The following is a 21,316-nucleotide window of genomic DNA, read 5'->3' as shown; positions in this document are numbered from 1 at the left end:
GGGCCGAGGAAACAAAATAGCACGTCCCCAAGGTATCCAAGGGCCCTACGGCACGAAATAGGTTGCGCCCACGCAAGCGAGCGTGCCCCCGAAGTGCACAAGGCGGCATGAAAAAGGCAGGGCATTGACCTTTTGGTCATGCCCTGCCTTTTGAATGACAGATTGTAGCTCTGGGGGCCGCACAGCGACGGAGGTCGCCGCCGTTCGTTAGAACGGCGGAACTAGTTACTCCTCGTCGTTGTCCTTGGCCTCTTCGGCGTCGTCGGTGTCCACGAGCTGGTTGAGCAGCTCGTCGAGGGACGCCATGTCCTCGTTGATGGCACCGTTGGCGGGAGCCTTCTTGTCGTCGATCGGGGCGCCCAGGAGCTCCTCGTCGGCGTCGGCGTGATGCGTCGGCGCGGCAGAGGTGCCCAGCAGGATGTCGTCCGGACCGTCGGGGCTAAAGACCATCTGCAGCAGCTGCGAGAGGTCTTCCTCGTCGGCAACGTCGTCGTTGTTCTCGAGGATGTAGAGCAGGTCGTGGGCCTCCAGGCCGTCACGGAGCTCCTCGATCGCCTTGGCACCGATACCATCAATGCGCAGCAGATCCTCCTCGGACTTGCCGACCAGGTCGCCGACCGTCTCGATGCCGACCTCGCTGAACTTGTTGGTCCAGCGCTGCGACACGCCCAGGTCGTCGAACAGGTACAGGCGAGCCTTCTCGGCGGAGATGGTGTGGCCGTTGCGGGTGAACGAACCGTCAGCACCACCAAACTCGTCGTAGCCGGCCCAGTCGAGCTGCTGTGGGAGCTGCTCGTCCAGGTCCTTGAGCTCCACAGGAGCCCACTCGGGCAGCGACTTGGCGTTGGGCGAAGCCGGACCGTCGATGTCGACATAGCCGTCGGCCGTGCGATACGTCAGCTTGGCGTTGGCGTACGGCTTGAGGCCGGTACCAGCCGGGATCTTCTTACCGACGATGACGTTGGACTTAAGGTCGAGAAGGTGGTCGACCTTGCCCTCGATGGCAGCCTCGGTAAGGACACCGGCGGTACGGATGAACGAAGCGCTCGACAGCCAGGAGTCGATGTTGGACGCGACCTTGAGCGTACCCAGGATGACGGGCTCGGCCACAGGAGCCTGACCGCCCAGACGGGCAACGCGCTCGACCTCGTCGGCGAACTCGTAGCGGTCGACGTACTGACCAAGCAGGTACTTGGAGTCGCCGGGGTTGGTGATCTGAACGCGACGTAGCATCTGACGTGCGAGCACCTCGATGTGCTTGTCGTTCAGGTCGACGCCCTGGCTGGTGTAGACGTCCTTAACGCTCTCGACGAAGGTGTGCATCGTCGACTCGATGTCGGTCAGCTTGCGCAGGTTGCGGAAGTTGACGAAGCCCTTGGTGATCTGGTCGCCGGCGCGAACCTCGCAGCCGTCCTCGATCTCGGGCATAAAGCGCACCGATGCGGGAACGCGACGCTCGTCGAGGACACGTGTGTGGTCCTCGGAGTCGGTGAGCGTCAGCACGTACTCGGACTTCTCGGGCTTAATCGAGAGGTGACCGGAGTACGGAGCCAGCTCGGCCTCGCGACCCAGAATCTTCTCGTTGACGTTGCCGACGATATCGAACATACGGCTGACCGTAGGCAGACCCTGCGTAATATCGTCGACGCCAGCGACGCCGCCGGAGTGAATGGTACGCATCGTAAGCTGCGTACCGGGCTCGCCGATGGACTGGGCGGCAATAATGCCGACCGCGGTACCGATGGCGACCGGACGACGGGTGGAAAGATCCCAGCCGTAGCACTTCTGGCACACGCCGTACTTGGAGCGGCAGGTGAGCAGCGCGCGAAGCTTGACCTTCTTAAGGCCCGCATCGACCATCTTCTGGATGTCGGCGACCTTCTCGATGTAGCCATCCTGCTCAAAGAGCACGGTGCCATCGGGAGCCACGACGTCCTCGATGAAGCAACGGCCGACGAGGTCGGTGTTGAGGTCGGTGGTGCCGGGGATGATGAGGTTGTAGGTGACGCCCTCGTGCGTACCGCAGTCCTCCTCGCGGACGATGACGTCCTGGGCCACGTCGACCAGACGACGGGTCAGGTAACCAGAGTCCGAAGTGTGGGATGCGGTATCGACCAGGCCCTTACGGGCGCCGTAGGTCGAAATGAAGTACTCGAGCGGCAGCAGACCCTCGCGGAAGTTCGCCTTAATGGGAAGGTCGATCGTCTCACCGGACATGTCTGCCATCAGGCCACGCATGCCGCCGAGCTGACGCAGCTGGGTCTTAGAACCACGGGCGCCGGAGTCGGCCATCATGTACAGCGGGTTCTCCTCGTCGAACATGTCGAGCATGAGCGCTGCAACCTTATCGGTACAAGCGGTCCACTCGTTAACGACTTCGATGTGGCGCTCCGTCTCGTTGATAAAGCCCTCCTCGAAGTACTCGTTAATCTGGTCGACGTTGGCCTGGGCGCGGTCGAGCAGCTCCTGCTTCTCGGCAGGGATAAGAGCGTCCCACACCGAGATGGTGAGGCCGGCGCGGGTAGCGTAGTGGAAGCCGGAGTACTTGATGGCGTCGAGGATCGGGCCGACCTTGGCCTCGGGGTAACGATCGCAGCAGTCGGCAACCAGCTTGGCCACATCGCCCTTGACCATCTTGTAGTTCATGAACTCATAGTCTTCGGGCAGGCACTGGCGGTTGAAGATGATGCGGCCGATAGAGGTCTCGAAGCGCGCGGTCTTGTTGCCGGTGACGTCGTAGTCGACAAACTCGTTCTTGCCGTTCTTGACGCGGAAGATACGGGTGCCGTCCTCGTTGATGACGTTGGCATCGGCAGCGGACACGCGGACCTGGATCTTGGCCTGCATGTCGACCTCGGAGCGGCAGTCATAGGCGTGCAGCGCGTCGTCAAAGCTCGAGAACACGTGGTTCTCGCCCGGCAGACCCTCGCGAACCTGGGTGAGGTAGTACACACCGATGATCATGTCCTGCGAAGGGATGTTGACCGGCTTGCCGGATGCCGGCGAGCGCAGGTTGTTCGCAGAGAGCATGAGCACGCGGGCCTCGGCCTGAGCCTGGCTGGACAGCGGCACGTGGACAGACATCTGGTCGCCGTCGAAGTCGGCGTTGAAGGGCGAGCAGACCAGCGGATGCAGGTGGATAGCCTTGCCCTCGACCAGCACCGGCTCAAAGGCCTGGATGGACAGACGGTGCAGGGTCGGTGCACGGTTGAGCAGCACGACGCGGCCGTCGATGACCTCTTCGAGGATATCCCACACAAAGGTGGCACCGCGGTCGATAGCGCGCTTGGCGCCCTTGATGTTCTCGACCTTGCCAAGCTCGACCAGGCGCTTCATGACGAAGGGCTTGAAGAGCTCCAGCGCCATGGTCTTGGGCAGACCGCACTGGTGCAGCAGCAGCTTAGGGTCGGTAACGATTACCGAACGGCCGGAGTAGTCGACACGCTTGCCCAGCAGGTTCTGACGGAAACGACCCTGCTTGCCCTTGAGGGCCTCGGCGAGCGACTTGAGCGGGCGACCGCCACGGCCAGAGACCGGGCGACCACGACGGCCGTTGTCGAACAGGGCGTCCACGGACTCCTGGAGCATGCGCTTCTCGTTGTTCACGATAATCGCAGGGGCGTCCAGGTCGAGCAGGCGCTTGAGTCGGTTGTTACGGTTGATCACGCGACGGTACAGGTCGTTGAGGTCGGACGCGGCGAAGCGGCCGCCGTCGAGCTGGACCATCGGGCGCAAATCGGGCGGAATGACCGGAATGACGTCCAGAATCATGTTCGCGGGGCTGTTGCCGCCCTTCAGGAAGGCGTCAACGACCTCGAGGCGCTTAACGGCCTTCTCGCGCTTCTGCTTCTGGGAGTCCTCGTCGGCGATGATGGCCTTGAGCTTCTCGGCCTCGGAGGGGAGGTCGATGGCAGCGAGCAGGTCGCGGACGGCCTCGGCACCCATGCCACCCTTGAAGTACATGGAGTAGTAGCGAGTCATCTCGCGGAACAGCGGCTCATCGGAAATGAGGTCGCGCTCGCTGAGCTTCATAAAGGCGTTGAAGGCGTCCGTGCGGAGCTGCTTCTCGTCCTTGCACTCTTCCTCGATGTCGACGATGCCAGAGGCGATCTCCTCGGGGGTCAGCGGCTCCTCGTCGGAGAACTCGTCAAAGTTCTCGGGGTTGCCCTGCTCCTTGAGGGACTCGATCTGGCGGGCGCACTCGGCATCGATCTCTTCCAGATCGGCGGCGAGCTCCTCGCGCAGGTCGTCGGCGTCGGCCTCGCGGGCCTCATAGTCGACCTCGGTGATGATGTAGCTGGCAAAGTACAGAACCTTCTCGAGGTCCTTGGACTTGATGTCGAGCATACGGCTCATCGGGAAGCTCGTGGGGCTCTTGAAGTACCAGATGTGGGACACGGGAGCGGCGAGCTCGATGTGGCCCATGCGGTCGCGACGCACCTTGGCCGAGGTGACCTCGACGCCGCAGCGCTCGCAGACGATGCCCTTAAAGCGGATGCCCTTGTACTTGCCGCAGGAGCACTCCCAGTCCTTGGCGGGACCGAAGATCTTCTCGCAGAACAGGCCGTCCTTCTCGGGCTTGAGGGTACGGTAATTGATGGTCTCCGGCTTCTTGACCTCACCGTGCGACCAGGAACGGATCTGGTCGGCGGAGGCAAGGGAGATCTTTACCGAGTCAAAATCAGTAGCTTCGAAATCTGCCACAGTCAACTACTCCTTATCAGTGGTCGTGGCGGCGACAGCCTCGGGTGCCTCGGCGGCCTCGGCATCCTCGGCCTCGACGTCGGCGTCAACGCCGGCGAGCGCAGCCAGGTCGTCGAGAGCAGAGGTCTCCTCGGCGGTCACAGGGGCGGAGGCGTCCTCGTCGGCATCGTGCATGGGCTCGATGTCCAGTGCGAGGGAGCGAATCTCCTTGACGAGAACCTTGAAGGACTCGGGGATACCCGGGACAGGAACGTTCTCGCCCTTGACGATGGACTCGTAGGTCTTGACGCGGCCCACGGTATCGTCGGACTTGACGGTCAGGATCTCCTGCAGGACGTTGGAAGCACCGTAAGCGTACAGTGCCCAAACTTCCATCTCGCCGAAGCGCTGGCCGCCGAACTGGGCCTTGCCGCCCAGAGGCTGCTGGGTAACCAGGCTGTAAGGGCCGGTCGAACGGGCGTGGATCTTGTCGTCGACCATGTGGCCGAGCTTGAGGATGTAGGACGTACCCACGGTAATGGGCTCGCGGAACTCCTCGCCGGTGCGGCCGTCGAACAGGCGGGTCTTGCCGCGCTCGTCAAGCTGGGTGACGAACTCGGGACGCATGTGATCGCCAAAGGCAGCGGTGGCTTTGTTGAGCATGTTCTTGTTGGCACGACGGATGACCTCGGCGATCTCGTCCTCCTTGGCGCCGTCGAAGACGGGCGTGGCGGTGAAGAACGGACCGGGGACGTACTTGTCGGAGTCGGCCTGCTCGGTATCCCAACCGCACGCAGCAGCCCAGCCAAGGTGGCACTCGAGCAGCTGGCCGACGTTCATACGCGAAGGAACGCCCAGCGGGTTGAGGATAACGTCGATCGGGGTACCGTCAGCCATGTAGGGCATGTCCTCGACCGGCAGAACGTTACAAATAACACCCTTGTTGCCGTGGCGGCCGGCGATCTTATCGCCCTGCTGGATCTTACGACGCTGGGCGACGTAGACGCGCACCTGCTCGTTGACGCCGGGGGCCAGGTCGTCGCCGTTCTCGCGGCTAAAGCGGACGACGTCGATGACGCGGCCGTAAGCGCCGTGAGGCATCTTAAGGGAGGTGTCGCGGACATCGTGGGCCTTGGCACCGAAGATGGCGCGCAGCAGGCGCTCCTCGGCGGTCAGAGCGCTCTCGCCCTTGGGCGTGACCTTGCCGACCAGGATGTCGCCAGGGCCGACCTCGGCGCCGATGCGGATGATGCCGTCCTCGTCGAGGTTGGCAAGCATGTCCTCGGAGAGGTTCGGGATCTCGCGGGTGATCTCCTCGGGGCCGAGCTTGGTGTCGCGGGCGTCGATCTCGTGACGGGTGATGTTGATGGTCGTCAGCAGGTCCTCGGCCACCAGGCGCTCGGACACGACGATACCGTCCTCGTAGTTAAAGCCTTCCCACGGCATGTAGGCCACGGTGAGGTTCTGGCCCAGTGCGAGCTCGCCGTGATCGGTCGAAGGACCGTCGGCCAGAGGCTCGCCCTGCTCAACGGTGTCACCGACGCGCACGAGCGGACGGTGGTTGATGCAGGTGGACTGGTTGGAGCGCTGGTACTTGGCCAGGTGATACTCGTCCATGCCGCCGGCATGCTTGACGATGATCTTGGCGGCGTCGGCAAAGATGACCTCACCGGCGTTCTTGGCCAGGGTGACCTCGCCGGAGTCCAGAGCGGCGCGACGCTCCATGCCGGTACCGACATAGGGAGCGGCGGGGTGAACCAGCGGCACGGCCTGACGCTGCATGTTAGCGCCCATCAGCGTACGCTTGGCGTCGTCGTGCTCCAGGAACGGAATCAGCGTGGCTGCGACGGAGAGCATCTGACGCGGTGAGACGTCCATGTAGTCGACGTCCTCGACGGGCACGTCGGCGGGAGCGCCGAAGGAGCCGTCGAAGTCGCGGGTACGGGCGATCACGGTGTGCGGACGGACGATCTTGCCCTCGGCATCGGTCGTGATGAACTCGTTGGTCTTGGGATCGAGCGGCGTGTTGGCCGGCGCGATGACGTGCTTCTCTTCCTCGTCAGCGGTCATCCAGTCGATCTGATCGGTGGCAACGCCGTTCTCGACGCGGCGGAACGGGGCCTCGATGAAGCCGTACTCGTTGACGCGGGCGTAGAGGGCGAGCGAGCCGATCAGGCCGATGTTGGGGCCTTCGGGGGTCTCGATCGGGCACATGCGGCTGTAGTGCGAGTTGTGAACGTCGCGGACGGCCGTCGGCACGTTGGTGCGGCGGCTGGAGCCGGACTTGTGGCCGGCAAGACCGCCAGGGCCGAGTGCGGACAGACGGCGCTTGTGGGTCAGACCGGTCAGGGGGTTCGCCTGGTCCATGAACTGCGAGAGCTGCGAGGAACCGAAGAACTCCTTGATGGAGGCCACGATCGGGCGGATGTTGATGAGCGACTGCGGGGTGATCTCGTCGATGTCCTGGGAGCTCATGCGCTCACGGACGACGCGCTCCATACGGCTCATGCCGATACGGAACTGGTTGGCGACGAGCTCGCCGACGGTACGGATGCGGCGGTTGCCAAAGTGGTCGATGTCGTCGACCTTGAAGCCCTGCTCGCCGGCAGCGAGGGACAGCAGGTAGCGCAGCGTCGCGACGATATCCTCGTCGGTGAGCACCGTGACCTCTTCCTCGGTGGTGAGGTTGAGCTTCTTGTTGACCTTGTAGCGACCGACGCGGGCCAGATCGTAGCGCTGCGGGTTAAAGAGCAGGCCCTCGAGCAGGCTGCGGGAAGCGTCCACGGTGGGAGGCTCGCCCGGGCGCAGGCGACGGTAGATCTCGATGAGGGCATCCTCGCGGGTAAGGGCGGTGTCGCGCTCCAGGGTGCGCTTGATCACATCGGAGTTGCCGAGCAGCTCGATGATGTCGTCGTTGGTGACAGCGATGCCAAGGGCGCGCAGGAACATCGTGGCGCTCTGCTTGCGCTTACGGTCGATGGAGACCATGAGCTGATCGCGCTTGTCGACCTCAAACTCAAGCCAGGCACCGCGGGACGGGATGATCTGGGCCTTGTAGATCTGCTTGCCCGAATCCATCTCGGAGCTGTAGTACACGCCCGGGGAGCGGACGAGCTGCGAGACGACGATACGCTCAGTACCGTTGATGATGAAGGTGCCCTGATCGGTCATCATGGGGAAGTCGCCCATGAAGACGAGCTGCTCCTTGATCTCGCCGATCTCCTTGTTGGTGAGACGGACGTCGGTCAGAAGCGGAGCCTGATAGGTCATATCCTTCTCGCGGCACTCCTCAACGGTGTGCGCGGGGTCGCCGAACTGATGCTCGCCGAAGGTAACCTCGAGAACATGGTTCTGGCTCTGGATGGGGCTGGATTCCTTGAACGCCTCACGAAGGCCCTCGTCCTTAAAACGCTCAAAGGATTCCCTTTGAACAGAGATAAGGTTGGGGAGCTCCATGGCCTCCGGGATTTTCCCGAAGCTGACGCGCTTGCGCTCAGTGGCAGTGTATGCGTAGGTCACCAGGTTTTTCCTCCTTCACGGAAATGCTCGGTGGGTTGGCGAGGCATAGCTTCGCCAGTTATCGCAACCTAATAGTTTATCAGGTACCGACCGTTGGGCAAGAAAAGCCTTGACGCGATTGAGTTTTTGGAGTAGCAAAGTTTTTCGACAGAAAAGGCGCAGGTAGATGGATGTGTATCGAACACCTGTTCATATATTTTCTGTGAACAGCGCTACTGATGCGCGCCGCTGAATGGCGGAATGGCTTTGAGGGTTAATCGGGCGGAAACTGCGTCCCGTTTTGAGGCCTCAAACTGGGCCGCAGTTTCCGGTTGAGCCCTGTTTGGGAAAGCATATCCCGTTCTGAGCCGATATTCCGGGTCGCAGTTTCCGCTAGGGGCCCCAACCGGAAAGCGCATCCCAGAATTCGACCGAAGGGTGGGACGCGCTTTCCGACAGGATGCGACAAAGGGACCGCCGCTTTACCACATCCGTTTGGCTATGTTGCGCAACAGATTCTTCGAATCCGGCATGAAGATACTAGATAGTTACTTATAACCCAACGAAAGGATTACCATGTTTAAGAGCATCCGAAAAGGCGGGAGGATCGCCGCGGTCGCAATCGGCATCGTAGCGGCGCTGACCCCGCTGGCTGCCCCCCCCGCAGCATTAGCTGACGGCCTACCGACACCGGAGCTGGAAAAGTCGCTAGCTGTCGACGTCGAAGGCGAGGATTCGTCTGCACGGGTCACAGACGACGGCAATTATGCCATCATCGCAGACTATGACTATGATCTTTACGATAACTATAACGATAATTATGTATATTACGGTTATTCACGGCTTGATTTTAAGAGCGGTGAAGTCACTCCTATCGACATACCGAAATCCTGTCTATCCGATGTTCAGAGTACTTGGGACAACAAGTACCTTTATTGGCTGGAGGACGGCAAGGTCATCGTCTATTCCGTCGAAGATCAACAGCGGGTCGCCCACTCTATACAAGTAAAGAAATCAGAGGTCAACGGCATCGAGCTTAATGAAGACGGAAGCAGCTTGACTGCCTATTGTTCGAATGGCAAATACGGGAAAGTTTGCGTTTTCAATCTGCAATCAAATGAGAAAACATTTACGTACAAGTTCGAAAAAGGCGATTTAGATGCCCTCCTCTCAAGGGATGGAAAGCGTTTGTATGTCTGCTCGAATCGAAAGCTCAAGATAATCGACATTCCCGATGGCTCCACGTCAATTAAAGAGATGCCAGGCAACGCCCAATGTAATGGGGTAACTAGGGCATGCAGGTCCGATAAACTACTCATAGAAACCACCAGCGACGACGATTCGCTATATACAACCTATTTCATGGCGGATTACGATGGCAACATCGATAAAGTAGCCGACGGCAATAAAATTAGTATCTATGACACCTGGGGAAAATATATCCTAGCCATTACTGGCGAAAACTACGACACTATTGTTATTGACCCAAACACTGGGAAGCAAATTCGATATTTAATAAAAAACGACGACGAGGACTGGATTGATAATACCGACATCTCGAGAGACGGCAATATCGTGCTGGCCTCGATCTCAAACGACAGTTCAACCGTCGTTCGCCTCATCGACACCAAGACAGGCCAGAGGGTCGACTGTAAAATTAAATTGGATAGCTATTGCTCCCCCGAGTTCGTCGATAACGACCAAAAAATCGTTGTGGACTATTCCGATGCCGAAGACCCCACGAAGATGCACATCGACGTCTACAAGTCGAATATCCACTATAGCCCGATCGAAAAACTCATCTTCTTTGCCCAGGACAACATGCCAATCGTTATTGGCGGTGGGATTGCGCTTGTCCTGATGATCATCGGCGGCATCGCAGTCGTTTGCATCCGTCGCAAAAAGCGCGCCGCAGCTCAAACAAGCATCGCTGGCACCGCACCCAAAGCAAAGAAGCACAAGCGCAGCCGCCACAAGAAGTATGCCCAGCAGGAACAGGTCGCTCAACAGTCTTCTGCTGATTCGGCATTTGATACACAATGGCAAACGTCAGGGGAGCCCCTCACAGACATTTCCCAGCAGCCGGTCGCATCTTCTGCCCCGAAATTCTGCCGCCACTGCGGCACCCCACTCGTACCAGAAGCCAAGTTCTGCCCCAAGTGCGGCCATCCGGTCGAATAACATCTGACAAGCGAACCCACAGCCAAATCGGGCCGCCCCTCACGGGACGGCCCTTTTGCTTGGAAGGAAATCAGTTGAAGCGGCAGGATGTGACAAAGAGACCGTCCCTTTGTCACATTGGCTGAAAAAAAACGGGTGCAGACCGAAGTCCGCACCCGTAAATGTCGATGCCCGAAGGCTTATTTGCGCATCAAGCCGCCGCGCTCGTCGATGGCGTCCCAGAAGGCGCCGGCAAAGCGAGGATCGCTTGCAGCCATGAGGGCGTTGGTGGCCATCCAGCCAGACGGGGTGCCGGTGTCGTAGCCCGAGAGCGGGTCGATGACGACAGCGTACATGGCCTCGCGATCGAGCGAGCGGGCCATGGCGTCGGTGAGCTGGATCTCGCCGCCCTTGCCGGCCTGCTGATCGGCCAGCAGGTCCATGACCAGCGGGCTCAGCAGGTAACGACCGACGATGTACAGGTTGGACGGAGCCGCCTCGGGAGCGGGCTTCTCGACCAGACCGCCGATGCGCCAGACAGCGCCCGACTCGTCGTCAGCGGCATTCTCGAAGCCCTCGAGAGAGCCCACGCGATCGCCGGCGATAACGCCGTAGCGGCTGACTTCCTCGGGCGAGCAAGCAGCGACGGCGATAACCGAAGCGCCACCGTGCTCCTTGGAAACGGCGAGCATCTTGTCGCAGATGTCGCGGTTAGGCACAACGTAGTCGCCCAGAAGAACCAGGAAGTTCTCCCCTGCCACGGCGTCGGCAGCAGAGCGAATGGCGTGACCGAGGCCCTTGGGCTCGTACTGATAGCGGAAATCGACCGGCATACCGCCAGCGTGGGCGACGGCATCGGCATAGGCGTTCTTGCCGCGCTCGCGCAGCAGGTTCTCGAGCGAACGATCGGGCTGGAAGTAGCTCAGCAGCTCGGGCTTACCGGGAGAGGTAACGATGATGGCGTCGTCGACCTCCTCGGGGTCGAGCGCCTCCTCAACGACATACTGGATGACCGGCTTGTCGAGTACCGGCAGCATCTCTTTGGGCGTGCACTTGGTGCCAGGCAGAAAACGCGTGCCAAGACCGGCGGCGGGGATGATTGCCTTCATATTATTCAAGGATCCTTTCGCAGGCGCAGAATGCGCCCTGTGCGTGCGGCACGGCGGCCGCAGACCAAATTGCGATACCGAAGTATCTTACCGCCGGAGACATACGTCGCCGTAAGGCAAACGCAATTCTTCAGCAGGTCAACGCAAATTATTGCTCGAATGGTGCAATTTTACGCCCCAGCGGTAACGGGATTGGCGCGGCGAAGACAGCGGTGTGCTGCGTGCCGAGTAATGGGAATGAAGGGCCAAAACAAAAAAGACGGGGCTCGCAATGCGAACCCCGTCTGCAAAGAAATCTGGCGAGAAAGCCTGATTACTTGAGGGTGACAGCAGCGCCAGCAGCCTCGAGCTTCTCCTTGGCAGCCTCGGCGTCCTCCTTCTTGGCACCCTCGAGAACAGCCTTGGGAGCGCCCTCGACGACCTCCTTGGCCTCCTTCAGGCCAAGGTTGGTGAGCTCACGGACGGCCTTGATGACCTGGATCTTGTTGTCGCCGAAGCCCTCGAGCACGACGTCAAACTCGGTCTTCTCCTCGGCCTCAGCAGCGCCAGCAGCGGGAGCGGCGACAACAGCGGCAGGAGCAGCGGCGGAAACGCCGAAGGTGTCCTCGATAGCCTTGACGAGCTCGGAAGCCTCGAGAAGGGTCATTTCCTTAAGAGCATCGATGATCTCATCGGTGGTAAGCTTAGCCATTTCTAAGTCCTTTCGGTTTCCGTGCGAATGCACGGAGATCAGTTAAAACACGGCGCGAATGCGCCAGGGGTGCGGCGTTGCCGCCGCGGGTGAAAACAGCAACTAGGCTGCCTTCTGCTCGGAGACCTGCTGGATCGAACGAGCGAGACCAGAGGAAACGCCGTTGACGCAGACAGCGATGTCGCGAGCGAAACCGGAGATGAGACCGGCGATCTGGCCGAGAAGCTGATCCTTGGTGGGCAGCTCGGCGATAGCCTTAACATCATCAGCGGAAACGGCCTTGCCGTCGGAGATACCGCCCTTGATCTCAAGGACGCCCTTGGACTTAGCGGAGAAGTCCTTAAGGGTCTTAGCGGCCTCGACCGGCTCGGTCTCGTAGAACACATAAGCGACGGGGCCGGCGAGGATCTCGTCGAGCTCGGGCTGCTCCTGGTTCTTGAGAGCGATCTTGACCAGGTTGTTCTTGTAGACCTTCATCTCGGCGCCGCACTCGCGAAGCTGATGACGCAGCTCCTGAGCCTGCTTAACCGTCAGACCATTGTAGTTGACGACGAACAGACCGGCGTTCTCGGCGATACGGGACTCGATCTCTGCAACCTTGTCGATTTTGTACTGCTGGGGCATGAATTACACCTCCTCGAATTCTTTCCGGGCACGGTCCGCCACAAGGACGTGACGGGGGCATGTCCAAAAAGAAAGCCCCCGCGCTGCATGAGCGACGGGGGCGAGAAGACATATCTACTCGACCACCTCGGCTGGCGGGATATCCCATTAAGCTCGCGGGCGATGCCCGTTTGCACCGGCTGTCTCTGGCAGCGGATTCGTGCGTGAACCGAAAGTATTATGGCGGGGACCCCGGCGTCGGTCAACGGCAACCCTGGCTGCACACAATTCCACCATCTCGGTCGCGCCGCCAAAGGCCAGGCGCAAGCTTTTCGCTCGGTCAAGTCCTGGGCTCGCACGAAGAGCACATTTAGTGCTCTTCGGCTCGTGCGGAATCTACGAAAAGCTTGCGCCTGGCCTTTGGCGGCGCGACCTGTGTTGACTTTGGGGCAGCCAGGGTTGCCGTTGGCCGGCGCGCCCCACGCATAATGCTTGGGTCGGCGGGCTGATGGTTTTGGGTCCCGGTGGGCTATAGGGTTGACACGAAGTTGGACAGGCGGCGGAGACCTTCGTCCAAATCTTGGTCGGAGACGCAGTAGCTTAGGCGGATGTGGCCTTCGGTTCCGAAGCAGTCGCCCGGGACTAGGGCTACGTTTGCCTCTTTGATGGCTTTGATGCAGAAGGCTTCGCTGGTTAGGCCGAATTGTTTGATGCTGGGGAAGGCGTAGAAGGCGCCGGCTGGTTCCACTACGTCGAGGCCCATGGCGTTTAAGGCTGCGAGCACGCGTTTGCGGCGGGCTCGGTAGACTTTGAGCATGGGGGTTGGGTCGACGGTCAGGGCTCGGGCTGCGGCGTCCATTTCGAAGGAGACGGCGCTCGATACTAAGTATTGGTGAGCCTTGGCAATCTCGGCGATAACGGGGGCTGCCGCTGCGAGCCAGCCCAAGCGCCAGCCGGTCATGGCCCAGGGTTTGGAGAAGCTCTCGATGACGACCGTCTGCTCGCGCAGCTCCGGGTGTCGCTGGGCGAAGCGCTCGTAGCCGTCCACATAGACGAGTCGGTTGTACACGTCGTCACAGACCACGTAGATGCCCGCCTGCTCCGCTACGCGCGCCACGGCGTCGAGCGAAGCCGCGTCGAGAATGCAGCCCGTAGGATTGTTGGGCGTGCAGATGACGATGGCCTTGGTCGCCGGCGTTACGCAAGCACGAAGTGCGCCCTCGTCAATCTGGAATTGCGCAGGCTCTGTATCCAAAAAGACCGCTTTGGCGTGATTGGCCACGACGATGCTCTCGTACAGGCCAAAGGCCGGCGTGGGAATAATGACCTCGTCGCCGGGGTTGAGCATGGCCATAAGCGTAGCCGACAGGGCCTCGGTCGCGCCGTCGGTCAGGATGACCTCGTCGGCGGAAAACGTCAGGCCCGCGTCCCCCATGTAGGCAGACAGCGCCTCGCGCAGGGCGGGGCGACCGTTGTTGGGCGGATAGTGCGTGTCACCGCGGTCCAGTGCGGCGGTCACCTCGGCGCCAATCACGTCGGGCGTGGGAAAATCAGGCTCGCCGAGCGCGAGCGCAATGCATCCTGGGTGCTGGGCGGCGAGCGCGTTGATTCGGCGGATGCCGGAGGGCTTGAGCGTGGCAAGCGAGGTATTCATGGGCAGACGCATGGCGTTCCTTTCGTAAGGGTTGCACTAGGATAGCGCGGCGGAGCGCCACCAGACGGTGTAACCTAAACGGAAACCAACCGAAAAGGAGGCGGCATGGAGACGACCGCACGCGGCGATGTACCAAAAGCACTGCACAACATCGCGTTTGTCAGTATTCCCGAGAGCGCCGATCTTGAGTTTTTGCTTTGGGACCTCCAGGATGCCATCGCCGCCTATGCTCAGCTTTCCGGCACCGCACTCCCCCGCCCGGTCAACTTGAAGGCAAATGACACCGGTGCAGTCGATGGCATGGTGCTCGCTGTTGATGATGCATTTGGTGATGAAACGATGACCGCTGTCGAGCAGACACTCGATCGCCTTAAGAATACAGACGCGCGCGTCTATGTCATCGTCCAAGCCCTGTCCAAAAACACCAAGCAGGCGGACGAAGTTCTCGACCGCCTGTATCGGGCATGTCTTCTACGTGACCTGCCATGGTGCGACGGCGTTGTCATCTGTGCCGGCAACGGCATCGCAGCACTTCGCCACTCCCCGCGTATGGGCCTCTTGCGTCGGCCATTTTCGGAAGCGATGGATAAGCTTGTGGGCGCTGTGCGCATGGGCTGCTCCATTGAACATGCGCAGCTGCTTGGCGGTGGCAATGCCGGTAGCGTCGATGCCGACGGCATGGTGCGCGTCAAGCCCGCGCTGCCCGCACCGATCTGGCATGCCATCATGAAACGCCTCAGCACCCGCGCCCAATCAGATATCTAAATTACAGAGCGCCCCAGTCAACGGCCTCGCGCCAGCGCTCGACAAGGCGTTCCAGGCGCCATGCCGCATTGGCGGGACTAGTCGACGGCAGAACGATGGCCGACAGCCCCGTGCGTTCTTGTAGATAGCGCTTGTAGAGCCGACCAGCTGTACCACCGTTGCATATCACCTGCTCAATGGGAGCTGCACCGGTAATGCGCTCGATATGTGCCGGCACAACGTTTTTGATGCTGGCGTCACTCGAGCCCTTGATGTCACAGCTCTCGATCACGTCCCACAGGGCCACACCGCCGTTCAGCAGCATAGCCCGCTTGGCGGCAATCGAGGCGTCAAGCGTCGCGGGCTCGCCACTCGCCAAAGAGTCTCCCTCGTTGGGCGGCACGGGCGCACCAAGGCACGCGGCCATCACGCGCCAAAAGCGGTTCTGCGGATTGCCATAGTAGAAGGCATTGGCACGCGAGAGCACCGAGGGAAACGACCCCAGCACCAAAACGCGCGAGCGCTCGTCAAACACGGGTTCAAACCCATGCTCAATATGCTGATAGCCCTCATCTGGCGTGGCCACGAGCTAGGCCCTCAACAGATAACGCACCTCATAGGGCGCAAGTTCAAGGGAGCCCGGCAGCTCGACCGTGGGCGCGTCGTCGGCAAGCAGGTCGACGAAGGAGCCGTTGAGTTCGCCGGCTCCAAAGGAATAGGGCTCGTTCACGGCATTGACCGCCACGAGCACCGTCGCGTCGTCGCAGGCGCGCTCGAACAGCAGTTGTTTGTTCTGGATCACCACGTTGCGATAGGCACCATAGTTGAGGGCACGAGCCGCCGCATCGTTTGCCGAGCGCAGGTGCGCCAGCTGCGTGACAAATGTCGTCAGATCGTTGGGCGCAGGCTCATCGAGCGCAGGACGCAGCGCCCAATCGCCATCGGAGCCGCCCTTTTCGCCGGCAATCCCCCACTCGCTGCCATAGTAGACGCACGGAATGCCCGGCATGCCAAACAGCATGCCATAGGCGGGGCGCAGGCAGGACTTGTCCGTCAGGATGCTCGCCAGGCGCGGCACATCGTGGTTGTCGACAAACGACAGCAGGTGTTTGCCACGGTAGATGCACCACGGGTCACCGCCAAACTGACGGTGCAACGAATGGGCGATCTCGAACATGTTGACCGAGTTAAAGCTGGAGTATAGGCCCTTGTAGCACTCGTAGTTGGTGCAGGAGTCGAGCATTTCCTCGTTGACGATCTGGTTGTAGTCGCCGTGAAGCGTCTCACCAATCAGCACAAAGTCGGGCTTGAGCTCACGGGTAAAGGAGTGCAGGCGGCGCATAAAATCGCGATCGAGCATATAGGCAACGTCCAAGCGCAGGCCGTCGACGCCAAAGACCTCGGCCCAGCGACGCACGGACTCAAGCAGGTAATCGACCACGGCGGGATTTTGCAGGTTGAGCTTCACAAGCTCAAAATGGCCTTCCCAGCCCTCATACCAAAAGCCATCGCCATAGCAGGAGTCGCCGTCAAAGCTGATGTGGAACCAATCCTTGTAGGGCGAGTCCCACTTACGCTCCTGCACATCGCGGAAGGCCCAAAAGCCGCGACCGACGTGGTTGAAAACGGCATCGAGCACCACGCGGATGCCATGGGCATGCAGCGTGTCGCATACGGCGGCAAAGTCGGCATCCCCACCCAGGCGGCGGTCGATATGGCGCAGGCTGCGCGTGTCGTAACCGTGGCTATCAGACTCGAGTGGAGGATTGATCAGCACGGCGCCAATACCGAGTCCCTGCAGGTAGTCGGCCCATTGGGCGACCTTCATGATGGGGGCATCGGGGCTAGCTGTGGCATCGGCGGCCTGGGCGAGCTCATCCTCGGCAACGGGGGCGGCGTTTTCGCGCGGAGCTCCGCAAAAGCCCAGCGGATAGATCTGATAGAACGTCGTCTCGTATGCCCACATAGCAACCTCCCGGAAATCTGTCACGCAACGCCATCCATTGTATGCCCAACAGGGTAGCTAATTTGGGACGGGGCTTTTTTGGCTACCCCTGCTTGAAGGGTAGCCAAAAAAGCCCCGTCCCAAATTAGCTACCCCAGTACGCATTCTGCCGCAACCGATGAGGGGATGTGGTTAGGCGACAGGCTTTGCACGGCGGATGGCTGGGAACAATACGGTGATGGCGAGCATGACGCCCACGACGGCAATCGCCCCGCCCACGAAACCAATCCAAGCGATTCCGGGGCCCGACACCACGGCGCCGCCAATCGCGGTGCCCGTACCGATGCCTAAGTTGAACAGGCCCGAGAAGATCGACATGGCCACGGCTGACGAATCCGCCGGCGTGTGCTTGATGAGCTCGGCTTGGAACGCCACGTTAAAGGCCGTGGCGCAGCAGCCCCACAGCGCGCAGACGGCAAGCACTGCCACGAGCGACGATGCGGCCGGACCCATGAGCAGCAGAGCCACCGGCACGCCGGAGAGCGTAATCGCGAGGAACGGGAACCGGTGCCCATCGAACAGCCGACCGAACAGCCAGCTTCCGAGCAGACCAGAGCAGCCAAACGCCGTCAGCGTCATGGTGATGGCGCTTGCGTCGACATGCGCGACCTGAGCCAGGAAAGGCTCGATATAGCTATAGCCCGCGTAATAGCCGGTCGCCATAAAGACCGTGACCACATAGAGCGCGATGAGGAACGGGTTCTTGAGCAGGTCGGGCAGCTGCTTGAGCGTAAAACGCTCGCCCGCTGGCATGGTGGGGAACACCGTGGCCTGGTAGACGACCGCGACAGCAGACAGCGCTCCGACCACGGCAAACGTCATACGCCAGCCCACGGCCAGGCCAATGGCGCGGCCGAGCGGCAGGCCGAAGATCTGTGCGATGGAAGAGCCCGTGGCGATCATGCTGATGGCGAGCGCCCCGTGGCGTGTGTCAACCAGGCGCGACGCCATAATCGAGGCGACCGACCAGAACACGGCATGTGCGCAAGCGACCACCAGGCGCGCGCAGACCAGGATGGGATAAGTCGGCGCCACAGCGGACAGAAACTGGCCGAGCGAGAACACGGCGAGCACGCCCAGCAGCATCCGCTTGAACTCGAAACGCGAAGCGAACACCATGAGCGGCAACGACAGCAGCATGACGCCCCAGGCATAGACCGAGATCATGATGCCCGCCTGGGCCTCGGTGAGCGAGAACGACGCGGCGATATCAGTCAAAAGGCCGATGGGCATAAACTCCGACGTGTTGAACACGAACGCACAGCAGGTGAGCCCGACGAGCGGGAGCCACTGCCTGAGCGTGATGCCGTCTTGCCTTGCCTGACTCATATATAACGTCTCCAATCATTTTGAGTGGAGGCGATTATATAGCAACGGCCCCGCATCCGTCAGCAACAGATGCAGGGCCGAAAACAATTCGATACACAGAGGTTGCGCCGTCAATACATAACTAAGCCAACCCCAGCAATATGCCCGCCGAATGCACGACAAACGCCACGATCCAGGCGACTGCCACCTGAAACGCGAACACGGCAACGGCGTAGCGCGCGCCCAGCTCGCTCTTGACGGCGCCGATGGCAGCCACGCAGGGCGGATACAGCAGCGTAAAGACCAGAAACACATAGGCAGTAAACGGCGAAAACATGGTCGACAGTGCCGCGGGCGAGGTCGCGCCCAAAAGCACCGTGAGCGTCGATATGACGCTCTCCTTGGCGATAAGTCCGGTGACGAGCGCCGTGGACGCACGCCAGTCGCCAAACCCAAGCGGCGCCAGCGCCGGCGCGATGATGCTGCCGAGGCCCGCAAGCAGGCTTTGCGACTGATCGGCGACCACATTAAAGCGAATGTCGAACGTCTGAAGGAACCAGATGACCACGGTAGCGGCAAAGATAATGGTAAAGGCCTTGGTAATAAAGTCCTTGGCCTTATCCCATGCCAGCATCACTGTCGTCTTGACGCTCGGCAGGCGGTAGTTGGGAAGCTCCATGATAAACGGCACCGGGTCGCCCTTAAATGCCGTGCGGTTGAGCACCAAAGCCGCAATGCAGCCGACCACGATACCGATCAGATAGAGCGAGACCATGGCGGGAACCGTCGCCTGCGGGAAAAACGCCCCGCACAGCAGGCCGTAGACCGGCAACTTGGCCGAACAGCTCATGAACGGTGTGAGCATGACCGTCATCTTGCGGTCGTGCTCGGATGGGAGCGTACGGGTCGACATGATAGCCGGCACGGTGCAGCCAAAACCGACGAGCATGGGCACGAAGCTGCGGCCCGACAGGCCAAAGCGACGCAACACCTTATCCATGACAAAGGCCACGCGTGCCATGTAGCCGGAGTCTTCCAGAATGGAGAGGAACAAAAAGAGCACGACGATAATCGGCAGGAAGGTCAGCACGCTGCCCACGCCCGTAAGCACGCCGTCGACAGCCAGCGAGCGCACCACGTCGTTGGTTCCGAACGCCTTAAGACTTGCATCGGCCGAGGCGATGATGACAGCGATGCCATCCTCCATGAGTCCCTGCAACGCCGCGCCGATCACGCCAAACGTCAGCCAAAAGACGAGGCCCATGATCAACAGAAACGCCGGAATGGCCGTATGGCGACCCGTCAGAATGCGGTCGATTTTGACAGAGCGCACGTGTTCGCGACTTTCGTGCGGCTTGACGACGCAGCGCCCGCACACATCGCCGATAAAGCTAAAGCGCATGTCCGCCAGCGCAGACAGGCGGTCAGTGCCGGCCTCGCCCTCCATCTGGGTGATGATGTGCTCGATAGCGTCGAGCTCGTTGCGATCCAGGTGAAGCGCCTCGGTTACCAGCTCATCGCCCTCGACCAGCTTGGTCGCCGCAAAGCGCACCGGGATGTGCGCCGTCACGGCATGGTCTTCGATGAGGTTGGCGATGCCGTGGATGCAGCGGTGCAACGCGCCGCCGTCCGGGCCATCGGGCGCGCAGAAGTCCAGGCGGCCGGGACGTTCGCGAAACTGCGCCACATGCAGGGCATGGTCCACCAGCTCGCCGATACCCTCGTTGCGTGCGGCGCTAATGGGAACGACCGGCACGCCCAGCAGACTCTCGAGCAGGTTGACGTCAATGGCACCGCCGTTGGTCGTCACCTCGTCCATCATGTTGAGCGCGATGACCATGGGGCGATCAAGCTCCATAAGCTGCAGCGTCAGGTACAGATTGCGCTCGATGTTGGTGGCGTCGATGATGTCGATGATGGCGTCGGGATGCTCATCCAGGATAAACTGACGGCTGACGATCTCTTCGCCCGTGTACGGCGACAGCGAATAGATACCAGGCAGATCAGTGACGCTCGCCTCGGGGTGGTTACGGATGGTGCCGTCCTTGCGGTCGACCGTCACGCCGGGAAAGTTACCGACATGCTGGTTGGAGCCCGTAAGCTGGTTGAACAGCGTGGTTTTACCGCAGTTTTGGTTGCCGGCGAGGGCAAAATGTAGCGGTGCGCCCTCGGGCACGGCCGTTTTTGCCGCACGGGGCGAATACGTCCCCTCGCCGAGTGCCGGGTGCTCCGTCGTGCCGATTGCGGCGTTAGCGCGCGGACCCGTATCGGTGTCGTGAACACCCACGAGCTCAATCCGTGCGGCATCGTCCTTGCGCAGCGTCAACTCGTAGCCACGCAGGCGAATCTCGAGCGGGTCGCCCATGGGGGCGTACTTCATCATGGTGACTTCGGTGCCCGGTGTTAGGCCCATGTCCAAAATATGTTGTCGGAGTGCCTGGTCGTCCGATGTCACCGATGCGACAACGGCGTCCTTTCCAATCTCGAGCGTATCGAGCTTCACGTCCGTGTTCCTCCCCCGGCGCCCACAGGGCGTTGCATTTATGTTTACCATGGCTAACCGTTTGCCATGGCTAACCAATTTATCCATGCATGATAGCGCGAACACACAACGATGTTCAATCGACAGATTGGTGCAAGGGGGATTCCGGGCCATTGCTTCCCAATGAGACCTCTCGGGGAAACTGCGTCCCACTCTGAAGCGTCAAAACGGGATGCGCTTTCCGGTTGAGGTCTCTAGCGGAAACTGCGCCCCGGAATCTGCAGCAGAAACGGGACGCAGTTTCCGAACGGAGAGCCCAGCAATGTTGCGCAACAACGGGCGAGCGTTCGCCCTTAGCATGAGGACAGAAGGAAATGCG

Annotated in this window: 12 protein-coding genes; 2 read left to right on the top strand and 10 right to left on the bottom strand. The window is 60.7% G+C overall.

Annotation, left to right across the window (positions count from 1 at the left end; genetic code table 11):
• Window positions 1–225: 225 nt before the first annotated feature.
• Both ACEXKH_RS07330 and rpoB read right to left on the bottom strand, forming a co-directional pair.
• Window positions 226–4,704 (bottom strand): DNA-directed RNA polymerase subunit beta', encoded by a 4,479-nt coding sequence (locus ACEXKH_RS07330; protein ID WP_175406066.1) that lies wholly within the window; start codon window positions 4,702–4,704, stop codon window positions 226–228.
• Window positions 4,705–4,710: 6 nt separating this feature from the next.
• Window positions 4,711–8,202 carry a DNA-directed RNA polymerase subunit beta gene (gene rpoB / locus ACEXKH_RS07325; RefSeq protein ID WP_373573640.1) on the bottom strand — a complete coding sequence of 1,164 codons (3,492 nt, stop codon included), beginning with the start codon at window positions 8,200–8,202 and terminating at the stop codon, window positions 4,711–4,713.
• Between the two features lie 555 nt (window positions 8,203–8,757).
• On the opposite strand from rpoB, the gene ACEXKH_RS07320 reads away from it, so the two are divergent.
• Window positions 8,758–10,362 (top strand): zinc-ribbon domain-containing protein, encoded by a 1,605-nt coding sequence (locus ACEXKH_RS07320; protein ID WP_373573639.1) that lies wholly within the window; start codon window positions 8,758–8,760, stop codon window positions 10,360–10,362.
• 179 nt (window positions 10,363–10,541) lie between these two features.
• On the opposite strand, the gene ACEXKH_RS07315 is transcribed toward ACEXKH_RS07320, so the two are convergent.
• From ACEXKH_RS07315 to ACEXKH_RS07300, 4 genes are all read right to left on the bottom strand, one after another.
• Complete coding sequence (locus tag ACEXKH_RS07315) at window positions 10,542–11,450, bottom strand: UTP--glucose-1-phosphate uridylyltransferase (protein ID WP_373573638.1); 909 nt, start codon at window positions 11,448–11,450, stop codon at window positions 10,542–10,544.
• Window positions 11,451–11,763: 313 nt separating this feature from the next.
• Window positions 11,764–12,141 (bottom strand): 50S ribosomal protein L7/L12, encoded by a 378-nt coding sequence (rplL, locus tag ACEXKH_RS07310; RefSeq protein ID WP_006235005.1) that lies wholly within the window; start codon window positions 12,139–12,141, stop codon window positions 11,764–11,766.
• A gap of 102 nt (window positions 12,142–12,243) precedes the next feature.
• Entirely contained in the window at window positions 12,244–12,765 is a 522-nt protein-coding gene (gene rplJ / locus ACEXKH_RS07305) for a 50S ribosomal protein L10 (protein WP_117646079.1), read from the bottom strand.
• 508 nt (window positions 12,766–13,273) lie between these two features.
• Window positions 13,274–14,410: a pyridoxal phosphate-dependent aminotransferase gene (locus tag ACEXKH_RS07300; RefSeq protein ID WP_373573637.1), complete on the bottom strand. Its 1,137-nt coding sequence runs from the start codon at window positions 14,408–14,410 to the stop codon at window positions 13,274–13,276.
• A 93-nt stretch (window positions 14,411–14,503) separates the two neighbouring features.
• Here ACEXKH_RS07300 and ACEXKH_RS07295 point away from each other — a divergent pair, with 93 nt between their 5' ends.
• The gene (locus tag ACEXKH_RS07295; RefSeq protein ID WP_373573636.1) at window positions 14,504–15,163 is read left to right on the top strand and encodes a hypothetical protein; all 660 of its coding nucleotides are present in this window, start codon (window positions 14,504–14,506) and stop codon (window positions 15,161–15,163) included.
• Window position 15,164: 1 nt separating this feature from the next.
• Here ACEXKH_RS07295 and ACEXKH_RS07290 read toward each other — a convergent pair whose 3' ends face one another.
• The 4 genes from ACEXKH_RS07290 to feoB all read right to left on the bottom strand — a co-directional run bounded on the left by ACEXKH_RS07290 (window position 15,165) and on the right by feoB (window position 21,009).
• Window positions 15,165–15,728 (bottom strand): DNA-deoxyinosine glycosylase, encoded by a 564-nt coding sequence (locus ACEXKH_RS07290; RefSeq protein ID WP_373573635.1) that lies wholly within the window; start codon window positions 15,726–15,728, stop codon window positions 15,165–15,167.
• A gap of 3 nt (window positions 15,729–15,731) precedes the next feature.
• Window positions 15,732–17,108 carry an alpha-amylase family glycosyl hydrolase gene (locus ACEXKH_RS07285; protein WP_373573634.1) on the bottom strand — a complete coding sequence of 459 codons (1,377 nt, stop codon included), beginning with the start codon at window positions 17,106–17,108 and terminating at the stop codon, window positions 15,732–15,734.
• 171 nt (window positions 17,109–17,279) lie between these two features.
• Window positions 17,280–18,476 (bottom strand): MFS transporter, encoded by a 1,197-nt coding sequence (locus ACEXKH_RS07280; RefSeq protein WP_373573633.1) that lies wholly within the window; start codon window positions 18,474–18,476, stop codon window positions 17,280–17,282.
• A gap of 121 nt (window positions 18,477–18,597) precedes the next feature.
• A complete protein-coding gene (feoB, locus tag ACEXKH_RS07275) occupies window positions 18,598–21,009 on the bottom strand; it encodes a ferrous iron transport protein B (protein ID WP_373573632.1) in 2,412 nt (803 codons plus the stop codon).
• Window positions 21,010–21,316: the final 307 nt, after the last annotated feature.

Origin of the sequence: Collinsella aerofaciens ATCC 25986 (assembly GCF_964259375.1) — a bacterium.
GTDB lineage: Bacteria > Actinomycetota > Coriobacteriia > Coriobacteriales > Coriobacteriaceae > Collinsella > Collinsella aerofaciens_BO.
Note: the sequence above shows the minus strand (reverse complement) of the source record. Positions and strands in the feature narration are given on the sequence as shown.

What these genes read in the sequence shown, in the direction of transcription:
- ACEXKH_RS07300 (WP_373573637.1), bottom strand. Translation starts at nt 14,410, where the DNA reads ATGCGTCTGCCCATGAATACCTCGCTTGCCACGCTCAAGCCCTCCGGC.
- ACEXKH_RS07280 (WP_373573633.1), bottom strand. Translation starts at nt 18,476, where the DNA reads ATGAGTCAGGCAAGGCAAGACGGCATCACGCTCAGGCAGTGGCTCCCG.
- ACEXKH_RS07315 (WP_373573638.1), bottom strand. Translation starts at nt 11,450, where the DNA reads ATGAAGGCAATCATCCCCGCCGCCGGTCTTGGCACGCGTTTTCTGCCT.
- ACEXKH_RS07285 (WP_373573634.1), bottom strand. Translation starts at nt 17,108, where the DNA reads ATGTGGGCATACGAGACGACGTTCTATCAGATCTATCCGCTGGGCTTT.
- feoB (WP_373573632.1), bottom strand. Translation starts at nt 21,009, where the DNA reads ATGGTAAACATAAATGCAACGCCCTGTGGGCGCCGGGGGAGGAACACG.
- rplJ (WP_117646079.1), bottom strand. Translation starts at nt 12,765, where the DNA reads ATGCCCCAGCAGTACAAAATCGACAAGGTTGCAGAGATCGAGTCCCGT.
- ACEXKH_RS07320 (WP_373573639.1), top strand. Translation starts at nt 8,758, where the DNA reads ATGTTTAAGAGCATCCGAAAAGGCGGGAGGATCGCCGCGGTCGCAATC.
- ACEXKH_RS07295 (WP_373573636.1), top strand. Translation starts at nt 14,504, where the DNA reads ATGGAGACGACCGCACGCGGCGATGTACCAAAAGCACTGCACAACATC.
- rplL (WP_006235005.1), bottom strand. Translation starts at nt 12,141, where the DNA reads ATGGCTAAGCTTACCACCGATGAGATCATCGATGCTCTTAAGGAAATG.